This is a genomic window from Halorubrum shenae (assembly GCF_051194165.1).
Classification (GTDB): domain Archaea; phylum Halobacteriota; class Halobacteria; order Halobacteriales; family Haloferacaceae; genus Halorubrum.
The window spans coordinates 66181-88868 of the sequence record NZ_JBLZNI010000005.1 but is presented as its reverse complement, the minus strand read 5'-3'; the positions used below and the strand labels follow the sequence as shown (position 1 = coordinate 88868).

Here is a 22688-nt window from a genome sequence, read left to right as displayed (position 1 = left end):
TCCGGCGGCAACTTCTGTAGCTCCGCCGGAGTACCAGATGGCCCGACTGCGGCCGCCGTCGACTCACGATGGCCCCGATGTCGACGCCGTCACGAGTGCGCCCCTGCGAGAATCGGAGGCAGGCGCCGACGCCGCGGGCGCGTTTCGGGAGGCGATCCGACAGCGGATGTAGGAGACATTAGGGAGGGAGAAACACCTATGAGGGTCGTCGCGGATATGACGATCATGCCACATATCCGAGGGGCGATCCACGGCGTCGCCGCGATGGTGACGCTCGTTGTCGGGTCGATGCTGACGGACACGGTCCGCGAGGAGTACGAACTGTTCGCGCAGGTCGCCGCAGCGACGACGCACCTGCTCGTTGACGTCGCAGAGCTGCCGATCTCACGGGAGATCGCCGAAATCGTCGTGCCCGTCGGCGTGTTGATGGGTATCTGGGTGTTCGCCTACGAGCTCCAACGGCTCTCGCGAAGCGACTGACACTGGGCGCGTCACCGTGAGCCGCCTACCTCCACCGCCTGCCGCCGCCGCCCAACGCGACCGAGTCTCGGGGCGTTTATCACCCCGCCGACCCTCCGATCCGGCATGAGCGAGGGCGACGAGCAGACGGCTGCGACCGCGACCGGCCGGGCGATCTGGATCGAAAAGTACCGGCCGCAGTCGCTCGACGACATCCACGGGCAGGAGGCGATCGTCGAACGGCTCCAGAGCTACATCGAGCAGGACGACATCCCGCATCTTCTTTTCAGTGGTCCTGCTGGCGTCGGAAAGTGTGTGACCGGAGACACTCCGGTCTTGACCGACGCCGGAGTCAGGCCAATAGATGATGTAGTCGGTGACGCGGACGGTTTCGACGAACCCGAAGGCGGGCTTCGAATCGCGACGATGACGGACCGAAACGGCTTCGAGTACGTCGAACCGTCGCACGTGTTCGGAAAGCGAGCCGAAGAACTGGTCGAAGTGACGACACGGGACGGTGCCGAGTTTCGAGTGACGCCGGAACACAAGCTCCGAGTTATCACCCACGGCGGGTTCGAGTGGGTTCCTGCCAGGGAGCTGTCGGACGGCGATCGGATCGCTCGACCCGGTCGCCTGCCGGCACCGACATCTGATTCGACGGTGGAACCGACGCTGCGATGGTACGACGAAATGCACCCAGAGCGGACAGAGGTGACGCTAGACGGAGAGACCGCGGAACGATTGAACCTCGATCGGACGGTCTCTCTCTCGACGCTCCACGCAACGACTGCCAATGTGGACACGTGGGTGAACGGCGTCGAAGCGATCGAATACGTCAGACAGGGCCGCCGGTCCCGATCGATTACTCCACCGACGAGCATGACGCCAGAACTCGCGCGTTTCGTCGGCCTCGCGATCAGCGAAGCCAGCATCGACGGGGGACGAATCAAGTTCTACAACACCGACCAAGACCTGCTCGACGCGTTCGAGTCGACTGCGCACCGAGTGCTCGACGTGGAAACGAGACGGGGAGTACAGAAGGATGTCCCCTACGTTGCGATCGGTTCCCGAACGTTGACGCATTATCTGGAGTCGGTGTTCGACGCGTTCGCGAGCGCAAGCGGTGATGAGGGAATCGGTTCATCCCTCGTCACGGCCGAAGACGACGCGCGCGCCGCGTTCCTGCGGGCGATGTTCGACGCCGAGGCGCACGTTGACGCCGGCGGACGGATCGAACTGACGCAGCGAAACGCCGATCACATCACGCTCCTTTCGTACCTTCTCACGACGTTCGGCATCTCCACCCGGCGGAAGGAACTCCGGAAGTCTGCGACCAACGGGTCAGATATTACGCGGACGTACCACGCGCTGTACATCTCGGGAGCACGGGACCTACGGCGGTTCAGAGACGCGATCGGTTTCTCTATCACACACAAGTCCGATCGGCTTGCCAAGCACGCAGAAAAGAAAGCGAACCCGAACTACGACACGATCCCGACACAGGCTGTTCTTCGAGACCTCTGTCGGAGCCTCGATATCCCGATTACCGAACACCTCCCCAAGAGCCTCGATCCGAAATCACCCGGACGAGAGCGCTACTGTTCCGTTCTCGACGACGTAGTTGACGCTGCGACGGAACAAATTGAAGACACGCAGCGGGCACTCGAACGACTCAAAGCGATCCAACCGGAACTCGAAGCGACGACGACGGTGCCGGCGAGATGGATCGAGAGCCGTGAGAAACTTGCCCCGATCGAAACGAGAAACGATATCTCTGAGGAGGTCGGTGCGCGCTCGGACCGACTCTTAGAATACAGCGACGGGCGTCGGACACCCCAAGCGAATCGGGTGATACGGATCCTCGGCGAGTTGGGTCGGCCTGTCGCGGATGCGCGAATCGATCACGTGAAAGTTGAGCTGAGTGAGTGTATCGACCTGCTCGGTGTTGAGTACGCCGAGATCGTGGACGAGCTACGGATCGAGACGCCCGATCTCACGAATCTCCTTCGCTCGGATGACTCGATGTTGGCCTCGCTTACCCGTCTCGAAGCGGTCGCAGATCGCCTCGGGGAGATCGCCGCGGATCGGCTATCGCTGGAGACAGTCGAACTCCTCGATACGGCGTCTCGGATCGCGAACGCCGATCTGCTGTACGACGAGGTAGAGACGGTCGAGCGCGTGGCGGCCAACGAGCGCGTCTACGACCTGACGGTGCCGGGGACGCGAAACTACGTCGCCGGGGAGGTTCCAACGGTGATGCACAACACCACCGCGGCCACCGCCATCGCCCGCCAGGTGTACGGCGACGACAACTGGCGCGGGAACTTCCTCGAACTGAACGCCTCCGACCAGCGCGGCATCGACGTGGTGCGCGATCGGATCAAGGGGTTCGCGCGCTCGTCGTTCGGCGGCGACTTCCGGATCGTGTTTCTTGATGAGGCCGACTCGTTGTGTGTGCCGCCGGGAACCGAGGTCGTTACGGGGTATCCGTCGAAGCCCGAAATAAAACCGATCGAGGAGGTGAGCACCGAGGGAGAACCGATCCCGTCCGTCGATTTCGAGACCAACAAGATACAGTCCGACAAGGGGAAACTCGTCGACTCTGGTACCGCGGACTTCCTCAAAGTGGAACTGGAAGACGGTCGAACCACGATCGCGAGTCCGACTCACCCGTTCTTCGTGGTCGGCGAAGACGGGAGACTCGTAGAGAAAGAGCTCAGAGAACTATCGTCGGGAGACGAAATCTCGGACTTCAAAAACGAAATTGGGGTGTCTCGGTGCGAGATTTGCGAGTCGTGGACGACGGGGCGATTCTGTTCCGTCGCGTGTGAAAATGAGGGTCACAGCCGGAAGATGCGCGGAGACGGGAACCCGATGCACGGGACCGAATGGTCCGACGAGCGACGAGAGAAGATCGTCGAAAAGCTCTCTGACGGTCGCTTCGCCGGGAGCAACAACCCGAATTACGGCGGGGATTTCCACGGGGTCCACGTCATGGAGATGGACGAAGAAACGGTCGAACAATTTCGTGAGACGATCAGCGAGATGCGGTCGGGAACGTCGTGGGAGGAGTGGGTCGTCGATGCGGACCCCGACGAGGTGAAAGCAGACATCGGTGCGGCCACGGTCGAGTGGTGGGAAAGCCTGGACGACGACGAGCGGCAGGCGGTAATCGACAAGAGCGTCGAAAACTGTGACTACCCCGTTTGCGACATCAGCGGCGACAATAACCCGATGCGTGATCCCGAAGTCGCACAGAAGGTGTCCGAAGCGCTGAAAGGACACGAACCGACCGGCGGCAACATCAGACACAGCGACGAACTCGGACACCTCGTTCGATCCGACTGGGAGTACGATGTCGCAAAGGCGCTGCAGGAGGCAGGCATCGAGTACGAGTACGAACCGGCGTTCGAGCTGTCCGACTCCGTGTACCATCCCGATTTCCTACTCGGAGACACGGTGATCGAGGTCAAGGGAGTCGCCGAGCTGTGGGGACAGACCGAGAAAGTCGAGGAATTCCTCGAAACGTACGGAGACGAGTACACCTACGTCGTCGTCGGTGACGGCGCCATGCCTCACCACGAGCACTACGAGAAAGAGGAGTTCGAACCGGCGGTCGTCACGGACGGCGGACTACAGAGCGTTCAGACGGTCGCTATCGACAGCATCGAGTACAGCCATCGCGGCAAGGCGTACAACATTACCATGGAGGACACTCCCAACTTCATGCTCGCGAACGGCGTGTTGACGCACAACACCGACGACGCCCAGTCAGCACTTCGCCGGACGATGGAGCAGTTCTCCGACAACACCCGCTTCATTCTCTCGTGTAACTACTCGTCGAAGATCATCGACCCGATCCAGTCGCGCTGTGCCGTCTTCCGCTTCTCGCCGCTCTCGGACGCGGCCGTCGCCGCGCAGACCCGCGAGATCGCTGCGGCGGAGGGGATCGAGGTAACCGACGCGGGCGTCGACGCCCTCGTGTACGCCGCCGACGGCGACATGCGCCGCGCGATCAACTCCCTCCAGGCAGCGGCGACGACCGGCGACGTGGTCGACGAGGAGGCGGTGTACGCGATCACGGCGACCGCGCGGCCCGAGGAGATCGAGTCGATGGTGACGGACGCCTTGGCGGGCGACTTCGCACGGGCGCGGGCGACGCTCGACACGCTCCTCACGGAGACCGGGATGGCCGGCGGCGACGTGATCGACCAGCTTCACCGCTCCGTCTGGGAGTTCGATCTGAGCGAGCGCGAGGCGGTCGCGCTGATGGAGCGGATCGGCGAGGCCGACTACCGGATCGCCGAGGGGGCCAACGAGCAGGTGCAGCTGGAGTCGCTGCTCGCGTCGCTCTCCTTGGAGGAATAGACGAACTCGGGCATCGAGATTGGTGTGAGGGGTGCCCGTCCCGCTGTGGTGCGGGTGAGAGATCACGTCTGGTTGCCCGCTACCCGTTTGGCGGGTGCGCGCGCCGAGTCTGTCGATCACTTATAAACGGGGATCGCCATTATCAGACGCGCTTTTTAAATCGGACGCGCACCGACAGCAAGTATGCTCGTCGTCGTTTCCGACAGCCACTCGCGCGAGGAGACGAAGTTACAGGGCCGGACCGCGGAGGCGGTCCGCGAGGCCGACCTCGTCGTCCACGCAGGCGACTTCTACCGCGAGCCGGTGCTCGACGCGTTCGAGTCGGCCGCCCGGAGACTGCGAGCCGTCTACGGGAACAACGCCGACAGGGCGATCCGCGACCGGCTCCCCGAAGTGCTGACCGTGGAGTACGCGGGCGTTCGAATCACGGTCACGCACCGACACCGAAGCGGGGACACCGGACTCGTGATGCTCGGTCGGGAGCGCGACGCCGACGCGCTGGTCTGCGGGCACAGCCACCGCCCCCGATTCGACGACTCGGGCGCGCTCCCGATACTGAATCCCGGGAGCCACGCGCAGCCGCGCGGGAACCGACCGGCACACGCGGAGCTCGAACCCGCGTCCGAAGGCGATGGCGCCCTGAACGGACGGCTCGTCACACCGGACGGCGAGGTCTTCGAGGAGTTCCGGATCGCGCCGTAGTCGGTGCGCTGACTGGACGCTGGGTCGATCGCCGGCGAAGTGACCCCCGCCGATCGAGGGAGCAGAAGGGGAGTGGGGAGGTGCGGAGAGACCCGAGCGGGCGGGTGCTGTGTGCCGTCGCGGCTCGCCGGTCGGTGACCGATCGCGGTGGAGTTGAGGGCCGAAGCGGGGGTCGCATTGACACCTTGCGTCGGTGATAGCTTATAGGTAGCTTAGACACAAAAGCGCGTTTTAGTTACCAGACAGCTGCGCCCGAAACCGGCGACCGGAACCGGCGGATCGCCGGCCTGCCGAAACGCATAACACCGTCCCGACGGATTCGAGTGTATGCCCCCGGTTGAACCGTTGTTTGTCGTGATCCTCATCGCCTTGCTCGGGTTCTTCTTCTTCGGGTTCCTCCTCGTCCGGCGCACCCTGACGGGGCTCCGCGAAGGGTACGAGGACGGGCAGCAGTAACATGGTCGTCGCAACTGTCGCTACCCTCGGTATCGCCGCCGCTGCAAGCCTCTTTATGGCGTGGTCGATCGGCGCCGGCTCTTCCGGGTCGACGCCGTTCGCTCCGGCGGTCGGCGCCAACGCCATCTCCGTGATGCGCGCGGGGCTCGTCGTCGGCGTGTTGGGTCTGATGGGCGCAATCTTGCAGGGCGCGAACGTAACAGAAGCGGTCGGGACCGAGCTGATCGGCGGCGTCACCCTCACCGCCGGCGCGGCCATCGTCGCGCTGCTCACCGCGGCCGCGCTCGTCGCGGTCGGCGTGTTCGCCGGCTACCCGATCGCGACCGCGTTCACCGTCACCGGCGCGGTCGTCGGCGTCGGACTCGCCATGGGCGGCGACCCGGCGTGGCCGAAGTACTCCGAGATCCTCACGCTGTGGGTCCTCACCCCGTTCGTCGGCGGCGGCGTCGCCTACGTCGTCGCGCGGGGGCTCATCGGTGAGAAGCTTCCCCAGCGGCCGCTCACCGCCGCGCTCGCCGGGGTTGTCGGTGCGATCGTCGCGAACGTCGGGTTCGCGCTGCTGGGCCCCCCCGGAGAGCAGGCGTCGCTGTCAGAGGCGCTCGGGCCCAGCCTCGGCGTCGGTGCGATCGGGACACCCCTGATCACGGTCGCGGTGGCGGCGGTCGTCGCGGTCGCGGTGTACGCCGACCTCGGTCGCGACCGCGAGGGCGCACAGCGGCGGTTCCTCCTCGCGATGGGCGGGCTCGTCGCCTTCTCGGCCGGCGGCTCGCAGGTCGGGCTCGCGATCGGCCCGCTCGTGCCGATCTTCAGCGATGTGGGGGTGCCCCTGTGGGCGCTGCTCGTGGGCGGCGGGACGGGGCTGCTCATCGGGTCGTGGACCGGCGCGCCGCGAATGATCAAAGCGATCTCGCAGGACTACGCGTCGATGGGACCGCGGCGGTCGATATCGGCGCTCATCCCGTCGTTCGCCATCGCGCAGATCGCCGTCGCGTTCGGGATTCCCGTCTCGTTCAACGAGATCATCGTCTCCGCGATCGTCGGCGCGGGCTACGCCGCGGGCGACGCGGGCGTGAGTCGGGCGAAGATGGGATACACCGTGTTCGCGTGGATCGCGTCGCTTGTGGGATCGTTGGCGCTCGGGTTCAGCGTGTACACCGCCGTGCAGTTCGTGCTGTAACGGGTAACTGGACCGTCGGGCGGCGGTGTTCATTTATAAATGACAGTTACTAGTGGATCGGCGGTGAACACCTCCAAAGCCCCAGTCGCGACGACTCGCGTGGTTCGCTGCGGTCCTCAGTCACTCGCTCCGCTCGTTCCTTGCGGTCCTCGTGTCACCGTGCTTCGTCCTCGCGACTGCCCCTTTGAGTCCCACCCGACCGCAACCGCACCGCTGCCTCACACCTCCCCAGCCTCGCGGTTCGCGCTCTTCGAGCGCTCACCGCGTCCAGCGAGGGACCTTCGGTCCCTCTGGCAGCCGGCGCTACGCGCCGGCGACCTCGCGCCTGCTGACTCGCGCCCGTAGGGCGCTCGCAGGCACGCGCCGACCGCGACGGCGACCGCGGTCCGCCTACTCGTCGCCCGGGTACGTCGGCAGCCGCGCGGACTGCGCGCTCCCCTTGACGGACGCGAAGGGAAGGTCGGATAGCGCCGCCGCGACCTCCTCGCCGTCGACGCGCACGGTGGGGTTGGCGAGGTCGGCGTCGAACTGCACGAGCGCCAACGCGATCGGGTCGCCGGCGGCGGGCCCGACCGCCGCGCGAGTCACCTCGCCGACCGCCTCGTCACCGTCGAACACGGCTGCGCCGGGAGACGGCAGAATCTCGTCGTAGCTCTCCGGGTCGACATCGCCGTCGATCTCGGCGGTCGCGTCGGCGAGCCCGTCGAGGTCGAGCCCGACGAGCCGGCGGCTCGGTCGTCCCTGATTCTCGACGCGGGAGACGACCTCTTGGCCGACGTAACAGCCCTTCTCGAAGTCCAGGGCGTTGCGGAGCCCGAGAACGTTCGGCACCGTCCCTTCGATTTCGTACTCGAAGAGTGGCGTACCGGCCTCCGCGGAGAGCGCGTCCCACGTCCGGTACCCGAACGGAGCCGCGTTGAGCCCGCGGTTGATCAGGGTGTCGAGTACCTCTTCGGCGTCTTCGGCGGCACAGACCACCTCATACCCTTCCTCGCCGAGGGGCGCGTCGCTCGCGATCACGGTGACGCCGGCGTCGACCATCGACCCGCGGACGAAGGAGAGCGGTCTCTCGGGCGCGCCCGGTCCGCCGAGCACCGAGGCGACTTTCTCCGTCGATTTGGGTCCGTGGACCCCGAAGACGGCGAGATCGGCGGAGATGTCGTCGATCGTCACGTCCTGGATGAACACCTTACTCGCCCAGTCCTCGGCGATCGACTCGGTCTGTTCGGGCGGGAGGAAGACGAGTAACCGCTCGTCGGCGTTGTACACGTACATATCCGTCTCGATACCCCCCTGCGGGTCGAGCAGGAGCGCGTACACGCCCTGCCCGTCCGCGTCTGGGATCCGGTTGGAAACGGCGTTGTCGACGAACTCGACGCGGTCATCGCCCGTGACAGCGAGCACGCCGTACCCCATCTCGATCGCGCCGACGACGTTGCGGACCGCCTTGCCGACGCGCTCCGGCTTGCCGTAGTGGTCGACCACCTGATGGTCGCCGCGGTCGCGGTACACCGCGCCGTGGGCGTCGTGGGTGTCGGAGACGAGAGTCATATCGGTAAACAGTCGAGGGAGCGGCAAAAGGTCGCTGGCTTCGGTGCGATGCGGACGGGTACTCCGCCTTTCGCGTATGCGCCGTGCCGCTACAGCCCGAGCCGGTCGCGGACGGCGTCGAGGAGGGTGTCCGGGCCGTTCTCGATCTCTTCATCGGGATCGGGAACGACGCGGTCGTGCGGGTACACGCGAACCTGTTCTTCGCTTTCGACGGTGATCAGCGAATCCGCTTTCAGCACCGATAGCGACTCCTCAATAGCGTCGATGTCGGCGTCGACGGCCGCGCGCAACTCCAGCACCGTCATCCCCTCGTCGCCGCGGTCGACCAGCGCGTCCAACAGCGCGACCTCGACGTCCGGCCGGTCGCGGTATTCCGGCTTTGCGGCCATACAAAGTAATTGGACAGGACACGGTTTACCTTTACCGGCGAAAAGCGAGTCGCCCCCGACCGACGGACGCTACCGAACGAGCCGCGAACAGGAGCCGCAGAGGTTCTCCTCTTTCACGTCGACCTCGCGGACGGTCGGCGAGAAAGACATGACGCACTTGCTGTTGTCGCAGTGCTCTAAGCCGAGCGTGTGACCGATCTCGTGGACGACCTCTTTGCGGACGCGGTCAGCGAACACGTCGACCGCGGGCTTGGTGGAGACGCCTCCGTCGGAGGAGGTTCGGAGCCGGTGAGTCGAGATGACGGACCCCTTACCGTTGAGGTACGCGAGCCCGAATACGTAGTTTCGCCGGCGGTAATAAAGGTCTCGCGGGGTGATCCCGATATTCTTCTCACCGCCGCCGACGCGGCCGACGGTCTCGATGAGGTCCTCGGCGCGGTACTGGTCGCGGCCCTCCTCGTAGGCCGTCTCGGGGATCGGCTGGTCGTCGTGGACGGTCACGTCGCAGTCGTATACCGAACGGAGCGCGGCGGAGGCCTCGCGTTTCACGCGGGGCGTGACCTCCCCGACTGGGACGATGTCCACTAGCATGGAATCGCTTATGACCGCCGCAATCATAAAGCCCGCGCCGTGGTCTCACCCACCCGTCGCGCGCTGGTCAACGAACTCGCGGAACACGAGCGCCTCGTCGAGATCGGCGTCGGCGACCGACCGGGAGTCGCGCGAGCACTCACTGAGCGGGGCTCTCGCGTCGTCGCCGTCGACGTCAAACCGGGAGACCGAACGCTGGCGGCTGCACGCGAGACCGAAAACGAGGCGATCGACGGCTCGCTCCGCGTCCGGCGGGAGGACGTGCTCGCGCTCGCAGCGGGAGAGACGGAACGCGACGCCGATTTCTTCGCCAACGCGGACGGCCGCATCGCGATCGACGCGGTGTACGCGTGTCACCTCCCGGCCGAGTTGCAGCGTCCGACCGTCAAATTCGCGGAGCGTCTCGACGCGGTCTGCGTGTTTACCACTCTCGGGTTCGAGGAGCCGGTCGTCCCGGTCAGCCGACGCTCCGTCGAGGGAGCCTCGCTGTATGTCGCCCGGGACGGAGGGCGCGGGGAGCGGTCGTCCGCCCCCGAGTGAAGCGGTGGGGCCGAAACCGGCTGATCCAGCGAGAACCCGAACGTTCTTTCCCGCTCCTGTCGGCGTACGGGTATGCAGGTCGACGCAGTCGTTCTCGACATCGACGGGGTGTTGGTCGACGTGGCAGACTCCTACCGACGAGCGATCATCGAGTCCATCGAACGGGTGTGCGGCAAGACGATCGACCGCGACGCGGTCCAGTCGTTCAAGGACGCCGGCGGGTTCAACAACGACTGGGAGCTGACGGACGCGGCCGCTCTCTATGTCATTGCCCGCCGTGAAGGGCTCGGTATGGACGTCGAGACCTTCACCGACCGGGTCGCCGAGGGCGGCGGCGGGCTCGACGCCGCGAAAGACGTCGTCGGCGACCTCCCCCGCGTCGCGCAGGCGCGGGTCCGCGACCAGTGGGACACCGAGCGGCTCCGCGAGACGTTTCAGGCGCTGTACCTCGGCGCGGAGCTGTATCGCGAACTGGAGGGCGGCGAGCCCCCGCTGTCGGCGCCGGGGTACATCCACGACGAGCCGACCGTGGTCGAGCCGGAGACGATCGCCGACCTGACCGACCGGTTCGACGTGGGCGTGTTGACGGGGCGGCCCGCCGCCGAGGCGGAGATCGCCTTGGAGCGCGTCGGCCTCGACGTGCCCGAGCGGCACCGGTTCACGATGGACGACTGGGAAGAGGGGAAGCCGCACCCGCGGGCGCTCGTCGAACTCGCGGAGCGGTTCGACGCCGAGCGGATCGCCTTCGCCGGCGACACCCTCGACGACGTGCGGACCGCGCGCAACGCCGACGACGCGGACGCGAGCCGCGTCTACTACGGAATCGGCGTCCTCACGGGCGGCCTGACCGGCGACGAGGGGCGTCGGAAGTACACCGAAGTGGGAGTCGACGCGGTCGTCGACGACGTGAACGAACTGGTCGGACTGTTGGTGTGAAAAATGGGCCTTGCCGGATTCGAACCGGCGATCAACTCGTTATGAGCGAGTCGCTTTAACCGGACTAAGCTAAAGGCCCTCTTCGTATCGATTCGTCTCTCTCGGTTCCTCTTTATATTGTCGGGTTGAAACCGAGGGAGGGTAATATCTCATGGAAGAGATAGTCTTCATGCCAATTAATATTTTTGACATTATTGTTTTTTGACTGTTCGTATCGAATTGTCATTTGTGTTTTACTAGCATCTTCGATGGGTATCAAATAGGTTTCATCACATACGGGAGCATAGACTGCAAAAAGATCGACAGATCCTTCGTACCCTTCTCGCTCATATCCTGAACTCTTTGTCCGGGTACTCCGCGTTCGGAACCGCACTGCTCCATCGGTCGTCGCTTCAAAAGCGGTTTTTATTTGAATACGGTGGAAATCTCCTTCAATCTCAACTACAAGATCATACGGCTCATTATCGTATTCCGGAGATAGAACAGAAATTCCATAGCTTACAAATTCTGATTTAACGATTGCTTCGGCCGCTTGGCCGCGTTTCTGTGGCTCCTCAAGTGAAGCAAATTGCTCGCTCCGATTCGTCATATCCGATGGAAAGGTAGATACACAAAAAAGTATAGCTGAGAATGAAGCGGAAAGGGGACGCCGAAGCCAGGACTCGAACCTGGGACCGCCTCGTTAACAGCGAGGCGCTCTACCAGCTGAGCTACTTCGGCTCGATTCAGGGTACTCGATTCGTTTTGATAGGGCTTTCGTTTCCGCCCGACTCGGGTGCGATCGGTTACCGCACCCCGATCTCGCCGACCCGCCGTCGACCGATCGCCTCCCGGATCACATCACTCGCCCGGTGACCGACACGTTTTCGGCCGGACCGCGAGAAGCCGACTCCATGGACGATCTCGAGGCGGTGCTGTCGCGCGTTCGCGACCGGGTGATCCCCGAGCCCGCGGAGCGCGACCACCTGCGGGCGGTCGCCGCCGAACTCGCCGACCGGACGAGCGAGGCGATCGCCGACCTCCCGGTCGACGCCGACGTGGTACAGGTGGGGTCGACCGCCCGCGGCACGTGGGTCTCCGGCGACCGCGACATCGATCTCTTCGTGCGGTTCGACGCCAACCTCGACCGCGAACAGCTCGAGGAGTACGGGCTCGCCGTCGGCCACGCCGTCCTCCCGAACGGTCACGAGGAGTACGCCGAACACCCCTACGTGAAGGGGTCACACGAGGGGTTCGACGTGGATCTGGTCCCCTGTCACGACGTGGCGACCGCCGGCGACCTCGTCTCGGCCGTCGACCGGACCCCGTTTCACGACGCGTACCTCTCGGCGCGGCTGGACGACGACCTCGCCGACGACGTGGTACTCGCGAAGGCCTTTTTAAAGGGGATCGGCGCGTACGGCAGCGATCTTCGCACCGAGGGGTTCTCGGGGTATCTGACCGAGCTGCTCGTCTTGGAGCTGGGTGGGTTCGTCCCCCTGGTGGAGTCCGCCCGGAGCTGGCATCCGCCCGTAGAGTTCGACCCGGAGGGCCACGCGGAGCGGACCTTCGACGACCCGCTCGTCGTGGTCGATCCGACCGACCCGACGCGGAACGTCGCCGCCGTCCTCTCGGCTGCAAACCTCGCTCGGTTCCAGCACTACGCCCGCGACCTGCTCGCGGCGCCGAGCGAGGGGCTGTTCGAACCGGAGAACCCAACCCCCGTCGACCCCGGCGACGTTCGCGACCACCTCGACCGACGGGAAACGACCCCGGTAGCGGTCGTGTTTGACGCGCCGGACCTTGTCGACGACCAACTGTGGCCGCAGCTCCGGCGGTCGCTCGACGGGATCGTCCGGGGACTGAACGACCGCGGCTTCGACGTGCTCCGCGCGCGGGCGATGACTGACGGAGATAGTCCGAAAGCCGACGAGGACGGTGCCAAGCGCGCCGCGCTGTACACCGAGTTGGAGGTCGCGGAGCGGCCGGCCGTCACGCGCCACGAGGGGCCGCCGGTCGCCGTGCGGAAACACGCCGCGAGCTTCTACGAATCGTACGCCGACGACGTGGATCCGGAGACGTACGGTCCGTTCATCGACGGCGAACGATACGTCGTCGAGCGCGAACGGGAGTTCACGACGGTCCGTGAGTACCTCGAGAGCGACGCCGCCGGCGACGTGGCGCTCGGCGCGCAGGTCGAGCGGGAGTTCACCGAGCGCGACGTGCTGGTCGGCGACGCGGTGGCGACGCTCGCGCCCGCGTTCGGGGTGCCGCTCAGGGAGTTCTACGAGCCGCACCCGTGAGGCGGGAACAAGAGCAATCGCCGAGAGGCGAGTTCCGCTATCGAGAGACGCGGTCAGAAACGAAGTACACGAGCGCGACGATCGCGGCCAGAACGGCGCCGACCACGGACAGAAACGCCGCGACTCGCGGGAAGACCAGCCAGAAGGCGATGTAAAACGAGAAGGCGAACGCGAGCAGGCCGGCGATCATGACACCGCGGGTCGGGTTCTGAACGGCCGCGACAAACGCGCGTTGCGGGAGCGTGAGCTTCCCGAAATCGACCGGCGCGTCGGACGCGTCGGGGCCGTCGCGGTCGTCGGACGGGATATCTTCGGGCGAGCCATCGACCGCGGACCCGTGGGCGTCACCCCGATTTTCGACGTCGTCAGTCACACGATTCAGTACGGCCCGGATCCGCCTGTACCTGTCGTTTCCCGAACTATGATCAGGTGATTCCACCGCCGATCGCCGCCCCGACGAGGAACGCGAGCAGCGCGACCACCAGGTTTGCGATCGCGAAGTCGGCTGCAGTTCGGCCTTCGCCGGCGGCCGCGGTCGAGACCGTCTCGACGGCGAACGAGGAGAACGTCGTGAAAGCACCGCAGAATCCCACGGCAGCCACGAGCGTCGCTTCGGAGCCGATCGGCGCGGCGAGGAGGGCACCCAGCGTGAGGCTCCCGAGCGCGTTGACGACCAGGACGGAGCGGCGACCGTCGATGCGGAGGCCGACCGCGTGGCGAGCCATGGCACCGATCGACCCACCGAGACCGACGAGAACGGCCGCGAGAAGCGGTTCGGTCACAGTTGCTCCCCGACGAACAGCCCGGCCGCGGCGGCCGCAAGGCCGGCGACATAGCTCGCGGCGATGTACGCTGCGCCGGCGGCCGTCCCGAGCGACACGGCGTCGGCGACGAAGGTGCTGTAGGTCGTGAACGACGAGAGCGCGCCGGCGCCGATGAACAGTCGCGTCCGGGGGCTCGCGGCGCGCGTGAGCAGCAGCCCGAGCGCGAAGGAGCCGAGGACGTTCACGAGGAGCGTTCCAGCCCCGACCGCGTCGCCGACGGCGACATCGATGCCGTGTCTAGCGACGGCACCGGTGAATCCGCCGAGCGCGACAAGGAGGAACCCGAACGGCGTCCGTTCCATATCGAGGCGTTGGGGGCGGTTATCTTGGGTCTTCGGACTCGCCGGCGGGAGTCTCGCTCGCTCGCGGGCTGCCGCCGCCGTGCGGGGTTCGACGTTCGCGGATCCGAACGGTTTGGGCCGTCTCCGTCGCGTCGTCGACGACGAGCGCCTCACCGGTCCCGGTCGGGAGCCGCGAGGTGAGGTCGCCGGCGAGGTAGGTCGCCTCCGCCTCGGCCAGTCGGTCGAGGTCGCGCTCGGCGGTGAGCCGGTGCGCGACGATGAGATCCGACTGCGAGACGGCGACGCTCGGCAGCGCACCGGGGCGCTGCGTTGCACAGACCACCGAGACGCCGGGTGCGCGACCGCGGGTCAGAAGCGTCCGAAGCGCGGGGTCGGCGACGCCGCCGAAGAAGGCGTGTGCCTCGTCGACGAGCAGCCACGGGAGCCGATCGAGGTCGCCGTCGATTCGGGCGTCGTAGAGCCCGCGGGCGACTGCCCTGACGACCGCGGCCGCGGCCGTCTCAGGTACTCCGGCGAGATCGAGAACGGTCGGATCCCCGTCACCGACGAGTCGCGTGATCGGCGGCGCGTTTGCGTCGAACACGCCCCACGACTCGGCAAGTCGAAGGTGGTTCGCGGCCGCGCGACGATCTGTAGTGGGCGCGTCCGCGGCGTCGACTCGGTCGCGGAGCGCCGCGAGCGACGGCGATCCGACAGCGTCCTCGGAACCATCGTCGGCGGGAGTGTCCAGCGCGTCGGCGACGACGCGCCACACCAAGCTCCCCGGCCCGCTCGCCGGGTCGAGACCCAGCAGATCGGGCCACGCTTCCGGGGGAATCGTCGCCGGGCGGATCCGCGGCTTGACAACGCTTCCGCCGGCCGCCTGGAGCCCGCCGAAGACGCCCATCGGGTCGACGACGAGCGGCGCGACACCACGGGCCGCTCCGAGTCCCTCCGCGAGGACGCCGAGTGTGTACGACTTCCCGGTCCCTCGCTTGCCGAAGACGACCCCGGCGTGCGGGCCGTCGGCGTCGACGCCGACCGAGGAACCAGCGCTCCCGTCGCGTGCGAGAAACGATCCGAGCCGGACGGTCGGATGCCGTTCGGTGTCGACCGCGCCACTCGCACCGGAGGGGGCAGCCCCGTCAGGGCCGGTCCCGTCGTCGCAACCGGAATCGCGCCCGAGTACGTGCATGGCGGCGATGGCCGCGGTATCGCAGAAAAAGGTCGGGAGCGGGCAGACCAAACGATCCGCCCGCTTCGTCCGATCCTTTATCAGTGATACCGCGGCCACCGACGGTATGCCGCACTCGAAACGGGACGGACGCACCGCGAACGACCGATCTTTTCGGGCGGACCGTCGGGCCATCGAGGGTCTGCCGGTCAGGCTGGTCATCGCCCTCGTCGTCGGCGTCGCGAGTCTCAGCGTGATGATGGGGATGATCGGCGACATCAACGGGCTGGCCGCGACGGAACTCGACGCGCAGCCGCAGCCGGAGGTGACGACTCCGGGCGAACAGTCGCTCGATGTCGCCGTCCTCGATCCCGACGGTTCGCGCGTCGCGGACGCAACGGTGATCGTGCGGAGCGGATCGGCACAGATCGACGGCGTCGCAACTGGAACAACAGATTCCGACGGAGTTGCGACGGTCGACGTCGATCCGGAACTCGGACCGAACCAGCCGGACGGGACCCTCACAGTGGAGGTGAAACCCCCGGCAGAAGGCGACTGCGTCGACAAGCGCGGGAACACCGAAGTACTGGTGGTCGCGGAGTGAGTACTGGTGATCGCGGAGTGAGTACTGTCGGCAGTCGCGGCGTGATCAGATCCGGTCGTCCCAGTCGATCCAGTCCTGCTCCCAGCCGTGACGCGCGAAGTGCCCTTGCTCGGCGCGCTCCGCGTCCTCGCGACGCGTGCGGTTCCGCTCGACGCCGCGCTGCTCGCCGTCGACGAGCATCGGCTGGAGCCGCGCCGGGCCGCCCGTCGCAACCGTCCGGAAGCCTGCCGGGGCGTCATCGTCGTCGGGAGCGCGATCTGACGCGACTCGCTCCGGATCGGGTTCGATCGCGGCGATCGTCTGGACCGCCGTCCCACGGGGGTAGACGATTCGACCCCCCTCAGACAGCTGCTCCCGGAGCGCTCGTGGCGGCTCGACGACCCCTGACTCGAGGAGAATTCGGTCGTACGGCGCGTACTCGGGGAGCCCGTTTACCCCGTCGCGGCAGTCGACGAGCACGGCGTCGTATCCGGCCGTCGAGAGGTTCGAGCGGGCAATCGCGACCGCCTCGCGGTCGATGTCGATCGCGTGGACGCGCCTCGCGCCGGCTATCTCGGCAAGCAGTGCGACGGAGTAGCCGACGCCCGCGCCCACGACGAGCACTTCGTCGTCTTCGTCGACGTCGAGCGCAGAGATCAGCCGCACGACCGTCGCGGGCGCGAGCGACCGGTCTCCAGTTCCGCCGCTCCCGCCCGTCCGGACTGTCTCGCCCCCGGCCGTCGAAGCATCGTCGACGAAGGGGTCTCGAGAGACGCGCTGGAGCGCCGTCAGCACGGGCTCGTCCAGCGTCTCGCCGATCTGGTGTTCGAGCCCTTCGATCATGTCGGCCCGAAGCGACGCCTCGTCCATAATCCGACTCGGTACTCGGTCCTCTAAAAGCGCTCGCTCGTCGTCGCATCGCTTGTCATTGTATCGCACGTCACCGCATCGGAACGAATCGGACGCCGCCGTAGTCCTCGCGGCCGATGCCCTCTTCGCCGACCGTCAGGCGGACGAGCCGCTGTTTGCCGGCGGGGCCGATCGGCGCGACGACACGACCACCCGTTCGCACGCGGTCAACGATCGAGTCAGGGACGCCGTCCGCCGGCGCGCAGGTCAGGTACGCGGCGTCGAAGGCTGCCTCGTCGGGGAACGCCGTCCGCCCGTCGCCCGCGTCGACGACCACGTCGTATCCGAGCCAGTGAAGCCGCTCGCGGGCCGCCTCAGCCAGTTCGGGAACGTACTCGACGCTGTAAACGTTCTCCGAACCGACGATTTCGGCGACGACCGCGGCGTGGTATCCGCAGCCTGTGCCGACCTCCAAGACTCTATCGCCGGGTTCGACGTCGAGCAGGTCGGTCATGAGCGCGACGATGTGCGGCGCGCTGATCGTCTGATCGTGGCCGATCGGGAGCGGTCGGTCGGCGTAGGCGCTCGACTGCCGGTCCTCCGGGACGAACGCGTGCCGCGGTACCGACTCGATCGCCGCGAGCGCCCGCTCGTCGACGTCGAGCCGACGCCGGAGGTCGGCAACGAGTTCGCGGCGGGCCGTGTCGTAGTTGCCTGCCGTGTCGCGATTGGCGTCGTCCATGAGATTGTGTAGCACCCGATGCGTGGAGAAGGTGTCGGGAGGGTGAAAAAAACCGGGCCAAAAGTCGAAGTCGGCCTACGCGATATCGATTCGGTGGCCGTCGTCCGTCTCGTCGGCGGCCTTGGGGAGCGTGACCGTGAGTACGCCGTGGTGGTACGTCGCGCTCGCGTCATCATCGACGATCGCTCCCGGGAGATCGACGGACCGGGTGATCGACTCGTGGCGTCGCTCGCGTCGGAGGTACCGCTGGTCGGCGTCCTCGTGTTCCGTGTCACGCTCGGCGGTGATCGTGAGCCGGTCCTTCGCTGCTCGCACGTCGATATCCTCGCGGTCGTATCCCGGGAGGTCGGCCATGACGACGAACTCGTCGTCGTACTCGGCCACGTCGATGTCGGTGGTCCGGAGGTCACGCCCCCACGCTCGGTCGCCGCCGAACGGGCCGCGGCCGAAGAACTGCTCGATCTCGTCGAAGGGGTTGGTTCTGTTCATGATACTCACCGATAGCTCGCAGCAGGGGCTTCGAGGGGACTCAGACCGACAAGGGCAGTAACGCCCGCTTTTCGGCCAACCACGTCACGACACGTCGATACTGTGGCCGGCGCCGCCCGAGGACGACCGCTTGGGTAGTGTGACGGTGAGCACGCCGTCGTCGTACGAGGCGGTCGTGCCGTCACGTTCGACGGGGTCCGGGAGCGGAATCCGCCGAGACACCGCGCGGTGACGCCGCTCGTGGCGGTGGTAGCGAACGTCCGCGTCGTCTTCGGTCTCGGAGCCGTCGTCCGCGTCGCTGCTCTCGGCATCCTCGTCTGCACTCGTATCGTCCTCGTCGACACCCACCTCTACGTCCCGCGTCTCCTCGTGGGTGGCCGCGATCGAGAGGGCGTCATCGTTGAGTTCCACCTCAATCTCGTCGGCGTCGAAACCCGGGAGGTCGGCGAGTACAGTGATCGTCTCGTCGTCCTCGAGAACGTCGACGTCGATATCGCGGGCGCCCGGGAATCCGGGAGCGCCGGACCCCGGCGTGTCGAGCGTGCCGCCGAGCTCTTCGAACTCCCGGCCCATCCGTTCGAGCAGGTCCTCTATCTCGGTGAAGGGATCGCGTCGTGTCATACAGGTCAGGATTCGGGACGCAGCGACTTGAACGTACGGGCGGGAGTCGGGAAGCGGGAGCAACACGACAGCGTCGACCGCGAGGAGTCGTAAGCCCTAGAGGAACGGTCGCCAGTAGTACGGGCTCACGAACCCCTCGATGACGGCGGCGACCGCGATCAGCACACCGACACCCATCAGCACCCAGAACGCGCGTTCGAGGGCGTCGGCGAACGCCTCACGGGATAGCCGACCACGGAACGTCCGCCACGAGGCGATCCCGAGGTGGATCCCCAGCGCACCGGAGACGAAGAGCGCGGGAATCTCGAGGATTCCGTGGGGGAGGACGAACGCGAGCAGTGCGGCGAGGTTCGTCTCTAACGCCGCGGTGGCGCCGAGCGCGAACCCGTTGAACGCGATCGACGAGAGCGCGGGGAGCACGAGCGCGACGCCGCCGAACGAGGTGGCCATCGCGACCGACCAGTTGTTGCCAAAGAAGTTGAGCGCGGCCGTCGGCGGGAGGTGGTCGACCAGCCGCGACTCGATCGACGTGGTGACCGCGCCGACGAAGGGGTCGACAGCGAACCAGCCGACCACGCCGAACCCGACGCCGACGAGGATCGCGATCGCGTGCAGCCCCGGCGTTCGCCGGACGAATCCGGTCATCTCGCGCCAGCCGCGGCGGACGCCCCCGACGAACTGGTCGCGGAGCCGGATGTCGACCGGCTCGACAGGGGCAGCGATACCGCGGTGATCACCGTACAGGACAGTTTTGAGCAAATCGAGCGCGGGGGCGGCGACGACCGCGCTGACGAGCGCGACGACGGCCCCGCCACCGAGGAACGCGAGCGCGGACGCGGCCGAGGAGATCGCCACCAGCACGCCGACGGCGACGACGAGGTACGCGAGGGCGTCGACTGGGTTCGACCGAACGAACCCGCCCGCGCCCTCGACGGCGCCGACCACGCCCGTCTCATCGACGACGACCGCGGCCGGCGCGAACGCGAACACAGCGCGGACGAGGAGCAGGACGACCAGTCCGACGAGCAGCGAGAGGAGCGCAACCGCGGCCCCGAGGAAGGGGTTGACGAGGAACGCGCCGCCGACCGCGAGCGCGGCGAGCAGCGACACCCCGATCCACAGCAAGAATTCGGCCACGTAGAGGCCGAGAAAGGTGAGCCAGCGTCCCCGAACACCGGCGATTCCGGCAGTGAGCCCGCGACCGCCGCGAACGCGGCCGGCGACCGCCGACATCTGTCCGGCGGAGACAGCGGCGTACGTCAGGACGGCTAAGAGGACCGTCGCGACCGTACCGACGGTCAAGAGCAGGACCGCGGTCGGCGACGCGAGGGGTGAAAGCGCCGGTCCCACACTCTCGGCCCACGCCTGGACGGCCTCGGGGTCTTGCGTATCGGGCGGCGTCAGGTCCAGCTCGGCGAGCGCTCGGCGCACGTCCGCGAGCCGACCGGTCAGCTCGAAGTGGAGGTATGTCCCGGCGAGCGCGACGTACAGGCCCATCCGAGCGATCACGGGGACGGCCGTGCCGAGGAGGTAAAACGGGAGCAGGTCGGCGGGGCGCCGCCGGAGGGTCGACGCGGTGGCGGAGAGCGCGGATGACAGGTCCATGCCGTCCGGTTCGATGCTCTGATACTTAAAAATCGAGTGGCTCGAACGGTCACTTCGAGATGCGGTCCGGCGGCTCGTTCGGTGTCGAGCCGGCGGCGGCGTCGCTCCCGCGCTCGGCCATCAGTCCCGCGGCGCGGTCGGCCCATCCCGAGTAGCGGAAGCCGGCGGTGACGACGAGCGCCATCCAGGCGTACGCGAGGAACACGCCGACGTACGCCCCCTGCGGACCGAATCCGGCCGTTCGCCCGAGAAGCCACGACACCCCGAGAAAGAGGCCGAACATCGCGGACACGCGAGCGACGAAGGGAATCCGGGTCTCACTGGCCCCTTGCAGTGCCCCGGAGAGCGCGGAGAAGCAGGCCAGCCCGGCAGCGGCGAGACCGTAGACGCGGGCGAAATCGACGGCGTACGCGATCGTGGGGGCGTCGTCGGTGAAGACCGGGACCAGCCGAGGCGCGAGCGCGACCAGAGCGAGTCCGATCACTCCGACGGTGAACACGCCCAGCCCGGCGACGGCCCACCCGTTGAATCGGGCCGCTTCCGGGTCGCCGGCGCCGAGCGCTTGGCCGACCAGCACCGAGGCGGCGACGTTGTATCCGCGCGAGAGCGGCCCCGTCACCTGCTGATACACCCGCCGACCGATCTGGAACCCGGCGTTGACGGACTCACCGAAGCCTAAGAGGAGCGCGTTAAAGGGGAACTCGGCGATCTCCGAGCCGAACCCCTCGAGCACGCGGGGGGTACTCACCCGGAGGAGCTGGCTAGCGATCGTGAGGTCGCGGGGGCGGGCGAACGACGCGTCGGTCCATGGGCCCCAGATGGCGAGACAGAGGAGTCCGGCCGTGAACACGTTGGCGCCGGCGGTCGCGAGGCCGACGCCGACGACCTCCAGCCGCGGGAGACCGAACAGGCCGAGCCCGAGGACGACCGACCCCGTGATGTTGACGGAGTTGGCGGCGACGTTGACGTACATCGGGGTGCGGGTGTCACCGGTCCCCTGGAGCGCACGGCCGGCGACCAAGGCGACGTGGCGCGCGGGGGCGGTCGCGAAGACGATCGCGAGGTACGTCGATCCGAGGGCGACGACCGCCGGCGAAGTACGCCCGCCGACGAGCCGTCCGAACACGTCGATCGCGTACTCGCCGAAGAAGAGGCCGAAGAGCACGAAGGGGATCCCCGCGAGCGCGCCGACGAGGATCGCCTGTGTCACCGCTTCGTCCCGGGTGTCGCTCGCGCCCGCGCCGGTGTCCTGCGAGGAGAGTGCGATCGCGCCACCGCCGAGCCCGAGCCCGAACCGGAGTGGAAACCGGGCGTAGAGGTCTGCGAGCCCGATCGCGACCACGGCCGCCGGCGAGAACAGCGCGGTGACGAGGATATCGGTCGTTCGCATCGCGGTGCGGGACGTCTGCTCGGCCATGACCGGCCACGCGAGCGAGAACACTCGCGTCCAGACGCGCCGCAGCCGCGAGAGGTCCATATGTCACCGTGGAGGAACGGACGGGCTTTCACCGTATCGGAGTCGGAGGACTCCGCCGGGTGCGATCCGGTCACCGATCCGGAGCGGAATCGCCCACCGCCCGAACGTTGAAGCATGCGAACGACACACATGCACACACAAAGTATGGACGTGTTCGTGTACGGAACGCTGACCGAACCGGAACGGGTCGCCGAGGTACTCGACTCGTACGTGTACGTCGGGCCGGCGACGTTGTTCGGGCTCCACCTCGTCGAGGGGCGGAGTCCGACGCTCGCGCCGGGCGGCGAGACCGGTGGACGGCTCCTCCGGATCGAGGAGCCGGACGCTCTCGACGAGTACGAGGGCGTCGCGACGGGGCTGTACCGGCGGGTGACGGTTCCGCTCGACGCGCCCGACGGTCACCCGGACGAGGCGGCGGTGTACGTCGGCGACCCCGACCGGCTCGACGCGGACGCGGTGTGGCTGGACGCGAGCGCCAACGACGAAGTGGGCGACGGCGACGACGGTTCCGCGTTCGCCGAGCAGGTCGATCGGTACCTCGAACAGACGGACGTTCGAGTGCGGTTAACTCCCCCCAAACCCGTCTGACGGA

At 66.9% G+C, this 22688-nt stretch carries 25 protein-coding genes and 2 tRNA genes; 11 read left to right on the top strand and 16 right to left on the bottom strand.

What is annotated here, in order from left to right; genetic code table 11:
• Nucleotides 1-37: 37 nt before the first annotated feature.
• The 6 genes from ACNS88_RS08030 to ACNS88_RS08005 all read left to right on the top strand — a co-directional run bounded on the left by ACNS88_RS08030 (nucleotide 38) and on the right by ACNS88_RS08005 (nucleotide 7162).
• Complete coding sequence (locus ACNS88_RS08030) at nucleotides 38-172, top strand: hypothetical protein (protein WP_435095539.1); 135 nt, start codon at nucleotides 38-40, stop codon at nucleotides 170-172.
• 53 nt (nucleotides 173-225) lie between these two features.
• Nucleotides 226-480 carry a hypothetical protein gene (locus ACNS88_RS08025; protein ID WP_435095536.1) on the top strand — a complete coding sequence of 85 codons (255 nt, stop codon included), beginning with the start codon at nucleotides 226-228 and terminating at the stop codon, nucleotides 478-480.
• Nucleotides 481-585: 105 nt separating this feature from the next.
• The gene (locus tag ACNS88_RS08020) at nucleotides 586-4827 is read left to right on the top strand and encodes an LAGLIDADG family homing endonuclease (RefSeq protein ID WP_435095533.1); all 4242 of its coding nucleotides are present in this window, start codon (nucleotides 586-588) and stop codon (nucleotides 4825-4827) included.
• Between the two features lie 183 nt (nucleotides 4828-5010).
• Nucleotides 5011-5529: a metallophosphoesterase gene (locus ACNS88_RS08015; RefSeq protein WP_435095530.1), complete on the top strand. Its 519-nt coding sequence runs from the start codon at nucleotides 5011-5013 to the stop codon at nucleotides 5527-5529.
• A 327-nt stretch (nucleotides 5530-5856) separates the two neighbouring features.
• A complete protein-coding gene (locus tag ACNS88_RS08010) occupies nucleotides 5857-5985 on the top strand; it encodes a DUF7859 family protein (protein WP_435095527.1) in 129 nt (42 codons plus the stop codon).
• Between the two features lies 1 nt (nucleotide 5986).
• Nucleotides 5987-7162 (top strand): inorganic phosphate transporter, encoded by a 1176-nt coding sequence (locus ACNS88_RS08005; RefSeq protein WP_435095524.1) that lies wholly within the window; start codon nucleotides 5987-5989, stop codon nucleotides 7160-7162.
• 390 nt (nucleotides 7163-7552) lie between these two features.
• Here ACNS88_RS08005 and ygfZ read toward each other — a convergent pair whose 3' ends face one another.
• From ygfZ to ACNS88_RS07990, 3 genes are all read right to left on the bottom strand, one after another.
• The gene (gene ygfZ / locus ACNS88_RS08000; RefSeq protein WP_435095521.1) at nucleotides 7553-8713 is read right to left on the bottom strand and encodes a CAF17-like 4Fe-4S cluster assembly/insertion protein YgfZ; all 1161 of its coding nucleotides are present in this window, start codon (nucleotides 8711-8713) and stop codon (nucleotides 7553-7555) included.
• Nucleotides 8714-8802: 89 nt separating this feature from the next.
• Nucleotides 8803-9102: a DUF6432 family protein gene (locus tag ACNS88_RS07995; protein ID WP_435095518.1), complete on the bottom strand. Its 300-nt coding sequence runs from the start codon at nucleotides 9100-9102 to the stop codon at nucleotides 8803-8805.
• Nucleotides 9103-9171: 69 nt separating this feature from the next.
• Entirely contained in the window at nucleotides 9172-9693 is a 522-nt protein-coding gene (locus ACNS88_RS07990) for an archaemetzincin family Zn-dependent metalloprotease (protein WP_435095515.1), read from the bottom strand.
• Between the two features lie 39 nt (nucleotides 9694-9732).
• Between ACNS88_RS07990 and ACNS88_RS07985 the strand changes: the two genes are divergently transcribed.
• Nucleotides 9733-10233, top strand: coding sequence for a UPF0146 family protein (locus ACNS88_RS07985; protein ID WP_435095512.1), 501 nt, complete (start codon nucleotides 9733-9735; stop codon nucleotides 10231-10233).
• A 72-nt stretch (nucleotides 10234-10305) separates the two neighbouring features.
• On the top strand, nucleotides 10306-11169 hold the full coding sequence (locus ACNS88_RS07980) for a TIGR01548 family HAD-type hydrolase (RefSeq protein ID WP_435095509.1): 864 nt from the start codon (nucleotides 10306-10308) through the stop codon (nucleotides 11167-11169).
• 4 nt (nucleotides 11170-11173) lie between these two features.
• Here ACNS88_RS07980 and ACNS88_RS07975 read toward each other — a convergent pair.
• The 3 genes from ACNS88_RS07975 to ACNS88_RS07965 all read right to left on the bottom strand — a co-directional run bounded on the left by ACNS88_RS07975 (nucleotide 11174) and on the right by ACNS88_RS07965 (nucleotide 11889).
• A tRNA-Ile gene (locus ACNS88_RS07975) sits at nucleotides 11174-11248 on the bottom strand.
• Nucleotides 11249-11281: 33 nt separating this feature from the next.
• Nucleotides 11282-11758 (bottom strand): group I intron-associated PD-(D/E)XK endonuclease, encoded by a 477-nt coding sequence (locus ACNS88_RS07970; protein ID WP_435095506.1) that lies wholly within the window; start codon nucleotides 11756-11758, stop codon nucleotides 11282-11284.
• Between the two features lie 58 nt (nucleotides 11759-11816).
• A tRNA-Asn gene (locus tag ACNS88_RS07965) sits at nucleotides 11817-11889 on the bottom strand.
• 173 nt (nucleotides 11890-12062) lie between these two features.
• On the opposite strand from ACNS88_RS07965, the gene cca reads away from it, so the two are divergent.
• On the top strand, nucleotides 12063-13451 hold the full coding sequence (gene cca / locus ACNS88_RS07960) for a CCA tRNA nucleotidyltransferase (RefSeq protein ID WP_435095503.1): 1389 nt from the start codon (nucleotides 12063-12065) through the stop codon (nucleotides 13449-13451).
• Between the two features lie 37 nt (nucleotides 13452-13488).
• Here the strand turns inward: cca and ACNS88_RS07955 are convergent, their stop codons facing one another.
• From ACNS88_RS07955 to ACNS88_RS07940, 4 genes are read right to left on the bottom strand one after another with little or no spacing between them, the layout of a single operon-like run.
• Nucleotides 13489-13824 (bottom strand): hypothetical protein, encoded by a 336-nt coding sequence (locus ACNS88_RS07955; protein WP_435095500.1) that lies wholly within the window; start codon nucleotides 13822-13824, stop codon nucleotides 13489-13491.
• Between the two features lie 52 nt (nucleotides 13825-13876).
• Complete coding sequence (locus tag ACNS88_RS07950; protein ID WP_435095497.1) at nucleotides 13877-14233, bottom strand: fluoride efflux transporter FluC; 357 nt, start codon at nucleotides 14231-14233, stop codon at nucleotides 13877-13879.
• Nucleotides 14230-14577, bottom strand: a complete 348-nt coding sequence (locus tag ACNS88_RS07945; protein WP_435095494.1) for a fluoride efflux transporter FluC — start codon at nucleotides 14575-14577, stop codon at nucleotides 14230-14232. Before ACNS88_RS07945 ends, ACNS88_RS07950 begins: the two co-directional genes overlap by 4 nt.
• A gap of 19 nt (nucleotides 14578-14596) precedes the next feature.
• Nucleotides 14597-15751 carry an ATP-binding protein gene (locus ACNS88_RS07940; protein WP_435095491.1) on the bottom strand — a complete coding sequence of 385 codons (1155 nt, stop codon included), beginning with the start codon at nucleotides 15749-15751 and terminating at the stop codon, nucleotides 14597-14599.
• 106 nt (nucleotides 15752-15857) lie between these two features.
• Here ACNS88_RS07940 and ACNS88_RS07935 point away from each other — a divergent pair, with 106 nt between their 5' ends.
• A complete protein-coding gene (locus tag ACNS88_RS07935) occupies nucleotides 15858-16334 on the top strand; it encodes a DUF7382 domain-containing protein (protein ID WP_435095488.1) in 477 nt (158 codons plus the stop codon).
• A 45-nt stretch (nucleotides 16335-16379) separates the two neighbouring features.
• On the opposite strand, the gene ACNS88_RS07930 is transcribed toward ACNS88_RS07935, so the two are convergent.
• The 6 genes from ACNS88_RS07930 to ACNS88_RS07905 all read right to left on the bottom strand — a co-directional run bounded on the left by ACNS88_RS07930 (nucleotide 16380) and on the right by ACNS88_RS07905 (nucleotide 22096).
• Nucleotides 16380-17183: a protein-L-isoaspartate O-methyltransferase family protein gene (locus ACNS88_RS07930; protein ID WP_435095485.1), complete on the bottom strand. Its 804-nt coding sequence runs from the start codon at nucleotides 17181-17183 to the stop codon at nucleotides 16380-16382.
• A gap of 70 nt (nucleotides 17184-17253) precedes the next feature.
• On the bottom strand, nucleotides 17254-17904 hold the full coding sequence (locus tag ACNS88_RS07925; RefSeq protein WP_435095482.1) for a protein-L-isoaspartate(D-aspartate) O-methyltransferase: 651 nt from the start codon (nucleotides 17902-17904) through the stop codon (nucleotides 17254-17256).
• A 75-nt stretch (nucleotides 17905-17979) separates the two neighbouring features.
• A complete protein-coding gene (gene hsp14, locus ACNS88_RS07920) occupies nucleotides 17980-18393 on the bottom strand; it encodes an archaeal heat shock protein Hsp14 (RefSeq protein ID WP_435095479.1) in 414 nt (137 codons plus the stop codon).
• An 84-nt stretch (nucleotides 18394-18477) separates the two neighbouring features.
• Nucleotides 18478-19014, bottom strand: a complete 537-nt coding sequence (locus ACNS88_RS07915) for an Hsp20/alpha crystallin family protein (protein ID WP_435095476.1) — start codon at nucleotides 19012-19014, stop codon at nucleotides 18478-18480.
• A gap of 96 nt (nucleotides 19015-19110) precedes the next feature.
• Complete coding sequence (locus tag ACNS88_RS07910) at nucleotides 19111-20619, bottom strand: stage II sporulation protein M (RefSeq protein WP_435095473.1); 1509 nt, start codon at nucleotides 20617-20619, stop codon at nucleotides 19111-19113.
• A gap of 49 nt (nucleotides 20620-20668) precedes the next feature.
• Nucleotides 20669-22096: an MATE family efflux transporter gene (locus tag ACNS88_RS07905; RefSeq protein ID WP_435095470.1), complete on the bottom strand. Its 1428-nt coding sequence runs from the start codon at nucleotides 22094-22096 to the stop codon at nucleotides 20669-20671.
• A gap of 144 nt (nucleotides 22097-22240) precedes the next feature.
• Between ACNS88_RS07905 and ACNS88_RS07900 the strand changes: the two genes are divergently transcribed.
• Nucleotides 22241-22684: a gamma-glutamylcyclotransferase family protein gene (locus tag ACNS88_RS07900; protein WP_435095930.1), complete on the top strand. Its 444-nt coding sequence runs from the start codon at nucleotides 22241-22243 to the stop codon at nucleotides 22682-22684.
• Nucleotides 22685-22688 lie beyond the last annotated feature (4 nt).